Annotated in this window: 10 protein-coding genes; 9 read left to right on the top strand and 1 reads right to left on the bottom strand. The window is 34.7% G+C overall.

Annotated elements, in window-relative coordinates:
• The first annotated feature begins 93 nt into the window (after positions 1-93).
• The 8 genes from ACGLWY_RS11745 (at position 94) to ACGLWY_RS11710 (ending at position 11,290) form a co-directional block, all read left to right on the top strand.
• Positions 94-2,199 (top strand): bifunctional aldolase/short-chain dehydrogenase, encoded by a 2,106-nt coding sequence (locus ACGLWY_RS11745; RefSeq protein WP_396619857.1) that lies wholly within the window; start codon positions 94-96, stop codon positions 2,197-2,199.
• 370 nt (positions 2,200-2,569) lie between these two features.
• Positions 2,570-3,850, top strand: a complete 1,281-nt coding sequence (locus ACGLWY_RS11740) for a sugar isomerase (protein WP_396619856.1) — start codon at positions 2,570-2,572, stop codon at positions 3,848-3,850.
• A gap of 9 nt (positions 3,851-3,859) precedes the next feature.
• The gene (locus ACGLWY_RS11735; protein ID WP_396619855.1) at positions 3,860-5,230 is read left to right on the top strand and encodes an FGGY-family carbohydrate kinase; all 1,371 of its coding nucleotides are present in this window, start codon (positions 3,860-3,862) and stop codon (positions 5,228-5,230) included.
• Between the two features lie 26 nt (positions 5,231-5,256).
• Entirely contained in the window at positions 5,257-6,546 is a 1,290-nt protein-coding gene (locus ACGLWY_RS11730; RefSeq protein ID WP_396619854.1) for a class II aldolase/adducin family protein, read from the top strand.
• An 83-nt stretch (positions 6,547-6,629) separates the two neighbouring features.
• The gene (locus tag ACGLWY_RS11725) at positions 6,630-8,039 is read left to right on the top strand and encodes a purine-cytosine permease family protein (protein ID WP_396619853.1); all 1,410 of its coding nucleotides are present in this window, start codon (positions 6,630-6,632) and stop codon (positions 8,037-8,039) included.
• A gap of 153 nt (positions 8,040-8,192) precedes the next feature.
• Positions 8,193-9,089 carry an aldose 1-epimerase gene (locus tag ACGLWY_RS11720; protein ID WP_396619852.1) on the top strand — a complete coding sequence of 299 codons (897 nt, stop codon included), beginning with the start codon at positions 8,193-8,195 and terminating at the stop codon, positions 9,087-9,089.
• Positions 9,090-9,104: 15 nt separating this feature from the next.
• The gene (gene galK / locus ACGLWY_RS11715; protein WP_396619851.1) at positions 9,105-10,253 is read left to right on the top strand and encodes a galactokinase; all 1,149 of its coding nucleotides are present in this window, start codon (positions 9,105-9,107) and stop codon (positions 10,251-10,253) included.
• A 17-nt stretch (positions 10,254-10,270) separates the two neighbouring features.
• Positions 10,271-11,290, top strand: coding sequence for a UDP-glucose--hexose-1-phosphate uridylyltransferase (locus ACGLWY_RS11710; RefSeq protein WP_396619850.1), 1,020 nt, complete (start codon positions 10,271-10,273; stop codon positions 11,288-11,290).
• Positions 11,291-11,602: 312 nt separating this feature from the next.
• Here ACGLWY_RS11710 and ACGLWY_RS11705 read toward each other — a convergent pair whose 3' ends face one another.
• Positions 11,603-11,917 (bottom strand): hypothetical protein, encoded by a 315-nt coding sequence (locus ACGLWY_RS11705; RefSeq protein ID WP_396619849.1) that lies wholly within the window; start codon positions 11,915-11,917, stop codon positions 11,603-11,605.
• A gap of 410 nt (positions 11,918-12,327) precedes the next feature.
• Between ACGLWY_RS11705 and ACGLWY_RS11700 the strand changes: the two genes are divergently transcribed.
• On the top strand, positions 12,328-12,714 hold the full coding sequence (locus tag ACGLWY_RS11700; protein WP_396619848.1) for an acyl-CoA thioesterase: 387 nt from the start codon (positions 12,328-12,330) through the stop codon (positions 12,712-12,714).
• Positions 12,715-12,733: the final 19 nt, after the last annotated feature.

The following is a 12,733-nucleotide window of genomic DNA, read 5'->3' as shown; positions in this document are numbered from 1 at the left end:
TGATTCATTAATTTTTAGTAAATTACAGTACAGTACAGGATAGAAACATTATTGGCTTGGTTTATTTTTGTTCAGTAAATTTTAACAATGCTCATGAATATAACAACAAAAAAATTCAAATATGTAGACTATCTTTGGGATGATAAGAAAGCAGATACCTTAAATGACGATCAAGTTGCTTTATTTTTATACCGCTCCAATATATTAGGTGCTGATTTGAGAATTACCAATTATGGTGGCGGAAATACTAGCTGTAAAACCATAGAAAAAGATCCGTTAACAAATGAAGAAGTTGAGGTTATGTGGGTTAAAGGTTCTGGTGGCGATATTGGAACATTAACACGTTCTGGAATTGCTGGTTTATATACCGGAAGATTACGTAATTTGAAAAATGTTTATGGTGGTTTAAGTGATGAAGATCGCATGGTTGGCCTTTTTAATCACTGCATATATGACTTAGACAGTAAAGCACCATCTATTGATACGCCTCTCCACGGATTATTACCATTTGCACATATAGACCACTTACATCCAGATGCTTTAATAGCTGTTGCTGCTGCTAAAGACAGTGAAAAAGTGACTAAAGAAATTTGGGGAGATACAATGGGATGGGTGCCTTGGCAACGTCCCGGTTTCGATCTAGGCTTACAATTAGAAAAATGCTTAAACGATAATCCTGGCATTAGAGGAATCGTTCTTGGTAGCCACGGGTTATTCACTTGGGGTGATACATCTTACGAATGTTATATAAATAGTTTGGAAGTTATAGAAATGGCTTCTGAATATATAGAAAATAAAATAAAAGAAAAAGGATCCATTTTTGGCGGCCAAAAAGTACCAAGCTTACCCAAACAAGAACGTTTGGAAAAAGCCGCTCAGTTAATGCCTTTACTAAGAGGTTTGTGTTCTTCAGAAAACCAAATGATTGGTCATTTTTCTGATAGCGACGTGGTTTTGGAGTTTATCAATAGTAATGACTTAGCAAGATTGGCTCCTTTGGGAACTTCTTGTCCAGACCATTTCTTAAGAACAAAAATCCAACCCTTGGTTTTAACTTTAGATACTCATGAAGATTTATCAGATTCCAAAGCTATTCTGAAAAAATTAGAACCTGCTTTTGAAGCTTATAGACAAGAATATACCGACTATTATAATACTTGCAAAAAAACCAATAGTCCAGCCATGCGCGACCCGAATCCTGTGATTATTATTTATCCAGGAGTAGGTATGTTTAGTTTTTCAAAAGATAAACAAACAACCAGAGTTGCCAGCGAATTTTACATCAATGCCATTAACGTAATGCGTGGTGCCGAAGCTATAACTTCTTATACCTCGCTACCAAGACAAGAAGCGTTTGATATTGAATATTGGTTATTGGAAGAAGCAAAACTTTCTAGAATGCCAAAAGAAAAACCGTTATCGCGTAAAATAGTATTAGTGACTGGTGCTGGTGGTGGTATTGGAAAAGCGATTGCCGATAAATTAGCTGCCGAAGGTGCTAATGTCGTTTTAACCGATATAAATGAAGATAGTTTAAAAGAAGCCAACGCGACTTACAAACGCGATGTATCTACTTATGCAGTATGTGATGTTACCAGTTATAATTCTATTAAAGAAGCTTTCGGCAAAGCCTGTTTAGAATTTGGAGGAGTTGATATTATTGTACACAGTGCTGGTTTAGCAATTTCTAAACCAATTGAAGAAACTACCGAAAAAGACTGGGACATTTTACAAAATGTATTGGTTAAAGGCCAGTTTGAATTGGCAAAAGTTGGTGTGGAAGTGATGCGTAAACAAAATTTAGGAGGAAACTTCATTAGCATTGCTAGTAAAAACGGATTGGTCTCTGGCCCTAATAATGTTGGTTATGGTACTGCTAAAGCGGCACAACAACACATGGCACGTTTATTGGCAGCTGAATTAGCTCCAGATAAAATACGCGTTAATATTGTTAACCCAGATGGTGTTATTGTGGGTAGTAAAATATGGGAAGGTGCTTGGGCAGAAGGTCGTGCTAAAGCTTACGGCATTACGGTAGAAGAACTTCCTGCACATTATGCAAAAAGAAATTTATTAAACGAAATTATATATCCTGAAGATATTGCCAACGGTGTGTTTTCATTGGTTGCCATTTTAAACAAAACAACAGGAAACATTGTGAATGTTGATGGTGGAATGGCCAACGCATTTGTCAGATAAGATATTTTGAGTTAGTTTTAGTTTGTAAAAAACTTCCATAGCATATTAATATATATGGAAGTTTTTTTTAAGACAACTCATTTTTTCTCATTATAATCCAAGTTTAAAGCTTTATAATTGCTAATCTGCTACTAAAAAATTACCAATTCATGAAATCGCCATTAACAAAAAATTTGCTTTAAGCAATTGAAAATCATCGAACACCAATGAAAACAATTTTTTGTGAGATAAACACATGAAACGACCGTGACCAAAACTTTGTACACTCAAGGAAATAATTATTAGGGGTTATGGAATAGAAAATAGAGCCAAGAATCAAGAGTCTTTGAAGCTTTGAAACTCTGCAACTTTGAAACTTAAAAATAAACACATGAAAATAGAACAAAACCATATACAAGACGCTAACAATAAAGATTTAAAATCGCATCAAGAGCATTTTGATTTTTTATCAAATAGTTTATCAAAAAAAGGCGTTCATGTTAATGCCATTATTAAAAAACTACAAGACTTTCAAGTTGCCATTCCAAGTTGGGCATTAGGTGCTGGTGGTACCCGTTTTGGGCGTTTTTCGTTTTATGGAGAACCTTCAAGTTTAGAACAAAAAATTGAAGATGTTGGTTTAATTCATTCATTAACACAAACAGCAGGTGCTGTATCACTTCACATTCCTTGGGATATTCCACAGGATTATAAAGCTGTTAAAGAATTGGCTAACAGTTTGGATATTAAGTTTGATGCGGTAAACTCTAACACGTTTCAAGACCAAAAAAATGCTAAAGAAAGCTACAAATATGGTTCTTTAAGCAACACTAACGAAGCTGTTAGGCAACAAGCTATTCAGCATAATTTAGATGTTATCAATATAGGTAATCAATTAGGCTCTAAAAGTTTAACCGTTTGGTTGGCCGATGGATCTTGTTTTCCTGGACAGAACAACTTTCAAACAGCACTTAAACATACCGAAAATAGCCTAAAAGACATTTATAAAGGACTGCCCAATGATTGGAGCATGCTTATTGAATACAAACCTTACGAACCGAACTTTTATAGTACCGTTATTCAAGATTGGGGAACATCATTCATGCTTGCCAATGCGTGTGGAGATAAAGCTTATTCTTTAGTCGATTTAGGCCATCATTTACCAAACAGCAACATAGAACAAATTGTTTCTATCTTAATGTTGAAAGGTAAATTGGGTGGATTCCATTTTAACGATAGTAAATACGGTGATGACGATTTAACTGTTGGAAGCATCAAACCTTATGCCCTATTCTTAATTTTTAATGAATTGGTTTACGGCATGCAAAACAACCCACAAAACCCAGATTTAGCATGGATGATAGACGCTAGCCACAACGTTAAAGATCCTTTAGAAGATTTAATACAATCGCTTGAAGCCATTCAGGAAGCTTATACTAAAGCGCTTTTAGTGGACCAAGATTTATTAAAAACTGCACAATTAAACAATGATGTCGTTACATGTCAGGAAATTTTACAAGACGCCTATAGAACAGATGTAAGACCGCTTTTAGCCCATGCCAGATTACAAAAAGGTGCTGCTTTAAACCCTATTCAAGCATACCGTTCGTTAGACGTTAGAAATCTATTAATTAAAGAAAGAGGCAAAAATACCGTAGCAACAGGTTTATAATAGTTTTGTATGATAGACGTAACAGCTGTTTTTGATATTGGAAAAACCAATAAAAAATTCTTTCTTTTTGATAAAGATTATAAGGAAGTTTATAAAGAATATACACACTTTGACGAAATTGAAGATGAAGATGGTTTTCCTACCGAAAATCTAGCAGCACTTCAAAGTTGGTTAAAAAGTGTTTTTGAAAACATTCTTAAAGCTTCCGAATTTAATGTGAAAGCCATCAATTTTTCAACCTATGGCGCTAGTTTTGTTCATTTAGATGAAAACGGAGACGTACTAACGCCACTTTACAACTACACCAAACCTATAGACAAAAGTATTGTTGATTCTTTTCTAGAAAAATATGGTCCACGAGAAGCATTTCTTAAAACAACAGGCTGTTTTGATTTAAGTCTTTTAAACTCAGGGTTGCAACTCTATTGGTTAAAATATAGCAAACCTGAAGTATTTAAAAAAATTAAATACTCGTTACACCTACCACAATACCTAAGTTATGTTTTTACGGGCATTCCGTTAAGCGAATATACCAGTATTGGTTGCCACACGGCATTGTGGGATTACAAAAAAAAAGACTACCACGAATGGGTTTATAAAGAAGAACTACATCACATACTACCAACTATTGTATCTACCGAAACAAGCGTTAACATGAACTATAATGGAAAACGGATTAAAATTGGTGTGGGCATTCACGATAGCTCTTCGGCATTATTACCTTATGTTAGAAGCGTAAAGAAAAAGTTTGTGCTCGTTTCTACCGGCACTTGGAGCATTACATTAAATCCTTTTACAGACCATCCCATTATTGAGGACACACACGATAAAGATTCTATAAACTACATGCGAATTAATGGTAAACCTGTTAAGGCAACCCGCTTATTTTTAGGAAACGAATACAAAATTCAGGTTAGCAAATTAGATAAACATTTTGGTGTATCTGAAGATTACCACCGCCATGTAAAATTTAATTATGAAACCTATGCCGAAATTATTAAAGATTTCGAACATATGTTTAAATGGGAAAGCTTAACCGATAGCAACATGCCTTCGGAAACCAAAATACCATATACCAAATTTGAAGACGCCTACCATCAACTAATGACGGAGCTGGTATTGCTTCAAATAAAAAGTGTTAAAAATGTTATTGGTAGTGACTCTATAAAAAGATTATACATAGATGGTGGCTTTAGCGATAACGACCTTTATGTAAAATTACTATCACATTACTTTAGAAATATGAAATTAAGAACTACCGATTCTTCGTTGGGTTCTGCCTTAGGAGCTGCTATTTCAATTTCAGATACAGAATTGAATTCTAAATTCCTGAAGAAAAATTATTCATTAAAAAAACACGTGCCGTTCATTATTACCTAAGAGATATATCCAAAGAATTTAGAATTATGTCACAAAGAATAAAATTAGTTCATCCACGCGACCAGATAACAGAAATTATTAGTCGGATTTACAAAAGAGGCATGACTACAACTTCTGGCGGAAATATTTCTATAATTGATGATGAAGGCAATATATGGGTAACACCTTCCGCCATTGACAAAGGTTCTATAAGACCCTCAGATATTATTTGTGTTAAAAAAGATGGCGCTGTTATTGGCAAACATAAACCTTCATCCGAATTTCCTTTTCACAAAGCCATTTATGAAGCGCGTCCAGACATCAGGTCTGTAATTCACGCACATCCTCCTGCATTGGTTTCTTTTAGTATTGTTCGTAAAATACCAAATACCAACATCATATCCCAAGCAAAACATATTTGCGGCCCCATTGGTTATGCTACTTACGAATTACCCGGAAGTGAACAATTAGGTGAAGTAATAGCTGACGAATTTAAAAAAGGCTATAAAGCCATTATTATGGAAAATCATGGAACCGTTTTAGGAGGAAGTGATTTATCTGACGCCTTTCAAAGGTTTGAAACTTTGGAATTTTGTGCACGCACTATTTTGTATGGCTCACAAATTGGCACACCAAATTATTTAACCGATGCTCAAATTGATGAATTTGAAGCCCAAGTACCCTCGATGATTCCGGAAATGGAAAAACCCGAACACCCATCCGATGAGTTAGAAAAACGATTGGAAATATGTAAAATTGTTCAACGTGCCTGTCAACAAGGGCTTATGATAAGTTCTTACGGAACCGTTTCGATGCGATGGCGAAACAATGATTTTTTAATTTCTCCAACAAACGTAAATCGTTGGGATATGGATATTGAAGATATCGTTCAAATAAAAGATGGTAAAAGGGAAAAAGGAAAAACACCTAGTAGAGCCACATGGATACATGAAGAAATTTACAAACGTAACCCAAATGTAAATTCTATTATTATGACACAACCACCGTATTTAATGTCATTTGGAGTGACAAAAACACACTTAAATGTGCGTACAATTCCTGAAAGCTGGATATTTTTACAAGATATTGCCACTGTTAAGTATGGTGACCATTTTAAAACCAATAAGACTTCTGAATTTTTAAATAATTGTACTACGGCTTTGATCATCGAAAATGACTCCGTAATGATTACAGGAGATAAGTTGCTTCAAACATTTGATTATCTAGAAGTAGCCGAATTTAGTGCAAAATCTATAGTTTTAGGAAACTCATTAGGTAAAATGGTGCCGATAAATGATGACCAAGTAGAAGACTTAAGAAAAAAGTTTTTGTCGTAGTTTGCGTTTCTTTGACAATCATGGAAATGAAACAACCATAATATTTGATAAATTAACCAATACTAACTAAATAAATAAAACCAATGACACAATATCACAGAGAAGAAGATATGATAGAGGAAATTGCAGGAGGTGAATTTGAAAGAACCCCTGTGCCGCAATCAAAATTAAAAAGCTGGAAAAGTTTTCTTGGCATGTACGCTGGTGAGCATGCAGCTGGTACCGAATTTATGATTGGTCCCTTATTTTTAACTGCGGGTGTTAGTGCTTTCGATTTAATTATCGGACTTCTAGTTGGAAATTTATTAGCCGTATTATCTTGGAGATACTTAACCGCTGAAATCGCTGTTAAAAACAGATTAACATTATATTTTCAACTGGAAAAAATATGTGGTAAAAACTTAGTTACAGGCTACAACCTTGCCAATGGAATCTTATTTTGTTTTTTAGCAGGTTCTATGATAACCGTGTCGGCAACTGCAGTTGGTATTCCTTTTGACATGCCCATGCCAAAATTAACAGACACACTTCCTAATGGTATTACTTGGGTTGTTATTGTGCTTGCTCTTGGTGCTGTAATATCCATCATAGCAGCTAGAGGTTACGATACGGTTTCAAAAGCTGCCAATTGGATGTCTCCTGTTATTGTACTTGCATTTTTAGCCTGCGGTGTAGTAGCATTAAACCAATTGGGCGTTTCTAGCTTTTCTCAATTTTGGGATATTTGGGGTGAAGGCAGAGACCCATTCCCTGGGCAAATAAAATACACCTTTTGGCATGTTGTTATTTGGTCTTGGTTTGCCAATGCAGCTATGCACATTGGTATGTCCGATTTATCAGTATTCCGTTTTGCCCAAAAAGCAAGTTCTGGGTGGACAACTGCTGCAGGTATGTATGTAGGTCATTATATGGCATGGATTGCCGCTTGTTTACTATACGCAGTATATTTAAATTCACCTGAAGCTCAAGCCTTTTTATCAAATGGCGAAGCACCACCAGTAGCTCCCGGTCCGTTAGCTTATAACGCTATTGGTATTTTCGGAATTATAGCCGTTGTATTGGCCGGGTGGACAACTGCCAATCCAACTATTTATAGAGCTGGTTTAGCGTTTCAAGCCATCATTCCTAAACTGTCTACGTTTTGGGTAACCATTTTGGCTGGAACTATTGCAACCATAGCTGGATTATTTCCAGCCTTTGCCATGAAATTATTAGACTTTGTTGCGCTATATGGCTTTATATTAGCACCTGTTGGAGCCGTTATTGTTTTTGAACATTTCTTTTCAAAAAAATATGGCATTATTAAAAATTATGCAGAACATGCCAATATAAAATTTAATAAATCGGTATTACTGGCTTGGGCCATTAGCTTTGGTATATTTTATTCCATATCGCTTCAGTTTGATATTTTCTTATCGTTCGTAACATTACCCACCTGGTTATTATGTGGCGTGTTGTTCCTTGTTTTCAGTAAACAATTTCAAAAAAAGTAATAAAAAAATAGATGCTATCTAAATGTGAATCCGTAAGCAGAAATGTTTACGGATTTTTTATTTCCATGCTACTCATCGCATTTTAATTTTCACTTAGTATATTTGCAAAATTCTTATCAACCAAACGAACTCGTTCAACTAAGACATTTTATATTGTACACTATAAAACACATTTTAAATACATCTAATGATTTAGATTTTATTGAAGTTAAAAACCAAGAAAAAGTATGTTATGCAAAAATTTGTATCAACCAAGGTGCAAGTTTACAGGAATTAAAACTTGATGGTAAAACCATTATTGAAGATTTATCCCCTTTAACATATAACAATACCTACGCATCGTCGATATTATTTCCGTTTGCCAACCGAATAAAAGATGGTAAATATACGTATGATGGTAAAGAATTTCAATTTCCAATTAATGAAACGGGCAACAACAATGCCTTACATGGTTTGGTTTTCAATAAAACATTCCAAATAGTTAAACAAGAACAAACCGAACATTTTGCTTCCATCACATTACTATATGTCGAAGACAAAGAATCTGTCGGATTTCCATACTCCTACTCCATTCAAATTGAATATATTATAAAGAAAGATTCGGTAGATGTTAATGTGTCGGTTAAAAATACTGACACCAAAGCATTTCCATTTACTCTTGGCTGGCACCCCTATTTTAGTAGCAGTAACTTATTTAATAGCACGCTTAATTTTGAGAGCAACAAACAACTCGTTTTTGATGAACGTTGTATAACTACTGGCAGTGTTGATATTAACAATGAACCACATTTTGAGATTAAAGACAAAAAATTAGATGATTGCTTTATTTTAAATTCCAGCCAAACACAATTTAACACACCAGATTATAAACTTTTAATAAGCGCTTCTTCCAAAGAGAATTTTTTACAAATTTATACACCGCCAAAAGCGAATACGATTGCTATAGAACCAACTACAGGTGTATCAGACAGCTTTAACAACAATATGGGGCTACAAACCTTAAAACCTAATGAAGAGTATCAAATAAACTGGAATATTAAGTTAATATAATTTCAAAAACATAAAATGAATTCAACATTAATTAGCAAAGTAAAAGATAGTTTCATTAATAAATTTAATGCCGACCCATTAATGATTTTTTCTCCCGGAAGAATCAACATTATTGGCGAACATACCGATTATAATGATGGTTTTGTGTTTCCAGCAGCAGTAGATAAAGGAATTGTCGCCGCATTTCATAAAAGTGATGACAAAGTATCTACAGCCTATGCCATTGACATGAACGAAAGTATCGTGTTTGAATTAGATAAACTGAAACCCTCATCTGAAGGTAGTTGGGAAAACTATGTTTTGGGTGTTGTTGCCGAAATGCAGAACAAAAATAAAGTGGTTGGAAATTTTAACATTGCCTTCAGTGGTGATATTCCCGCAGGTTCTGGCATGTCTTCTTCAGCAGCCTTAGAAAACAGTGTGGTGTTTGGCTTAAACGAACTTTTTAATTTAGGATTGTCTAAAACCGAAATGATTCTAATCTCACAAAAAGCCGAACATAATTATGTAGGTGTTAACTGCGGTATTATGGATCAATATGCCAGTATGTTTGGTATTGAAAACAATGCACTATTATTAGATTGCAGAACGGTAGAAGCAACACCCTTTGAAATTAATTTTAAAGACCACGAACTTATTTTAATAAATACAAATGTAAAACACAGTTTATCTGATAGTGCCTATAACGACAGACGCTCGGCTTGTGAAAACATTGCTTCGTTATTGGACATCAAAGCGTTGCGGGATGCTACCGAAGCCGATTTACTTACAATTAAAGACCAGGTGACGCCTGAAAACTATCAAAAAGCATTATATGTTGTTCAAGAAAACAATCGTGCCGTAAAAGCCTCACAAGCTATGCTTGATGGTGATTTAGAAACTTTAGGTGCTTTAATTTATGGTTCTCACGAAGGCTTATCCAAACAGTACAAAGTAAGCTGTGACGAATTGGATTTCCTTGTGGAGCAAGCCAAATTAAACGCACATATTTTAGGGGCAAGAATGATGGGTGGTGGCTTTGGTGGCTGTACCATAAACTTAATTTCCAAAAATGCTGTGGAAACTTTTAAAACAACTGTCTCTAAAGCTTATAAAGCTAAATTTAATAAGGACTGCTCCATCTATGCCGTTAAACTGTCTAACGGAACGCATGTTATCAAATAAATAAACTTCTTTTAAAAATGAACACCGACTTACAAGATTATTCACATAAACGCTATAATATATTAACAGGTGAATGGGTTTTAGTTTCACCACATCGAGCTAAACGCCCATGGCAAGGTCAAAACGAAGCTGTTTCCAACGCTGTTAGACCGGCTTACGATGCAAGTTGTTACTTATGCGCCGGAAATACCCGAATTAATGGCGAAGAAAACCCAAAATATGAAGACGTCTTTGTTTTTACCAACGATTTTGCTGCGCTTCAAACAGAATCTAAAAACTTTAATGTCAATGATGGCTTATTAATTGCACAAAGCGAACAAGGCATTTGTAAAGTGATTTGCTTTAGTCCGGACCACTCTAAAAGTCTGGCCGATATGGATGCTAAGGATATTGAGAAAGTGGTTTTCGCATGGCAGAAAGAATACGCCGAACTTGGTAACAATCCCCTTATAAACTACGTCCAGATTTTCGAAAACAAAGGCGCCGTTATGGGTTGTAGTAATCCGCACCCACATGGTCAAATCTGGAGCCAAACCACGTTGCCCAATGAAGTTGATAAAAAAGACCAACAACAACGTGCTTATTATGACAAAAATAAATCGAGCTTATTAGGTGACTACATTCAGCAGGAATTAACAAAGCAAGAACGTATTATTTTTGAAAATGATGGGTTTGTGGTACTTGTTCCGTTTTGGGCCATTTGGCCTTTTGAAACCATGATCGTTCCTAAGCAACAGCAGCAAAGCATCTCAGATTTAAAAGGCAATGACACATTCCTTTTTGCTGAAGCCATTTCTGTAATAACCAAAGCTTATGATAAATTGTTTAATACTTCATTTCCTTATTCCAGTGGGATTCATCAAGCACCAACCAATGGAAAGGATAACAGCCATTGGCATTGGCACATGAGTTTTTATCCACCTTTATTACGTAGTGCAACCGTAAAGAAATTTATGGTTGGTTACGAAATGTTTGGGTCGCCACAACGCGATATTACACCCGAAATTGCTGCCCAAAAATTAAGAGAACTTATATAGGAACCCATATTTTTAATTTGGATTCGCCATCTAAAAAAACAAATCTAAAGGAGTTTGTCGAAGTCCTAAAAAAAGACAGTAAACAGTAGGCAGTAGACAAAATAATCTATTCACCAAATAAACAATAATAAATAGTCAATAATAAATAACAAAAGTCAGACTGAGCTTGTCGAAGTCCTAATTACCAACATTATTGTTTATTCGATTATTTGTTGATTTGACTATATGCTAGTGATTATTATTCATTGCTAATTGTTAATTGTCAATTGCTAATTGCTAATTGTTAATTGCTAATTGTCAATTGCCAACTTATTAAAGTATAATTATTAAAAGTAAAATAAGAATAATGACACCCGTTGAAATGTAAAGACCATTCCCAGCGGCTCTTAGATCTTTCTTGATGGTTCGCACTTCTTTACGAAGCTCCTTTCTTTCAGATCTACTTAAAGTCGATTTGTCTAAGGCTTTGATTTCTTCCAAGCGATTCAACATCACTTTAACTTCGGCTGGGATTTCTGTTGGAGCTGGAACTGTTGTATTTATTGGTGTGTTTTCAGCAGCCATCACTGTGTTTGGAAATGCTGCTAATGACAACATCATTAACAACAAAATAAATGATTTTTTCATAATACATTGATTTTAAGATTATTTAATCTTATAAAGATATATGATATTAACTTTTGGATGTTATAACATTTCTAATACATGTTATATAATTCAAACTTTAAACAAATTTTTAGAGATTTATTAAACACGAATTTTTATCTTTCGTATTGAACTCATTTAAAGTTTTTGAAATTAAGCGAAAATTAGGAGGTTTTAGTTCTGTTGAAGGCTTTTTTGAGTTAGGGCCGAGCGTAAAGAAAAGGTTTCGTAAACCTTTTTAGAGAAGGAGCCAGCTTGTCACGTTGGAAAAGCTACGGAAGGATGAAAAGGCAAAAACAGAGCTGAAATCAGCAATTTTTTAGCAAATTGAAAAACTTTAAATGAGTTCATTAAGAAACTGTTTAAATTTTATTTAGAAAATTTAAAACCAAATGCAAACTTTCGAAACGACCCTCATAGTGACCCAAAACGATTTAGACGAACTTAACCATGTTAACAACATAAGGTATGTAGAATGGGTACAAGATGTTGCCAAAGCCCATTGGCTGAAAAATACATCACCAAAGATTATAAATGACTATCATTGGGTCATGTTATCCCATTACATAGAATACAAAAGTCCAGCTTTGTTAAACGATGTTATTACACTAAAAACCTATGTAATAAATTCTGAAGGCGTTACAACAACCCGTATGGTTGAAATATATAATGATTCCGATAAATTACTGGCAAAATCTGAAACCACTTGGTGTTTAATAAACAGCCAAACAAAACGTCCTGCACGAATAACTCCCGAAATAATGGATTTATTTAGCTAAATAACCAACTCGGATATTG

Origin of the sequence: Mariniflexile sp. HMF6888, assembly GCF_044335535.1 — a bacterium.
In the GTDB taxonomy this organism is placed as follows: Bacteria; Bacteroidota; Bacteroidia; order Flavobacteriales; family Flavobacteriaceae; genus Mariniflexile.
The sequence above is the reverse complement of the archived record's forward strand: the minus strand, read 5'-3'. Positions and strand labels throughout refer to the sequence as shown.

What these genes read in the sequence shown, in the direction of transcription:
- ACGLWY_RS11745 (WP_396619857.1), top strand. Translation starts at nt 94, where the DNA reads ATGAATATAACAACAAAAAAATTCAAATATGTAGACTATCTTTGGGAT.
- ACGLWY_RS11740 (WP_396619856.1), top strand. Translation starts at nt 2,570, where the DNA reads ATGAAAATAGAACAAAACCATATACAAGACGCTAACAATAAAGATTTA.
- ACGLWY_RS11735 (WP_396619855.1), top strand. Translation starts at nt 3,860, where the DNA reads ATGATAGACGTAACAGCTGTTTTTGATATTGGAAAAACCAATAAAAAA.
- ACGLWY_RS11730 (WP_396619854.1), top strand. Translation starts at nt 5,257, where the DNA reads ATGTCACAAAGAATAAAATTAGTTCATCCACGCGACCAGATAACAGAA.
- ACGLWY_RS11725 (WP_396619853.1), top strand. Translation starts at nt 6,630, where the DNA reads ATGACACAATATCACAGAGAAGAAGATATGATAGAGGAAATTGCAGGA.
- galK (WP_396619851.1), top strand. Translation starts at nt 9,105, where the DNA reads ATGAATTCAACATTAATTAGCAAAGTAAAAGATAGTTTCATTAATAAA.
- ACGLWY_RS11710 (WP_396619850.1), top strand. Translation starts at nt 10,271, where the DNA reads ATGAACACCGACTTACAAGATTATTCACATAAACGCTATAATATATTA.
- ACGLWY_RS11705 (WP_396619849.1), bottom strand. Translation starts at nt 11,917, where the DNA reads ATGAAAAAATCATTTATTTTGTTGTTAATGATGTTGTCATTAGCAGCA.
- ACGLWY_RS11700 (WP_396619848.1), top strand. Translation starts at nt 12,328, where the DNA reads ATGCAAACTTTCGAAACGACCCTCATAGTGACCCAAAACGATTTAGAC.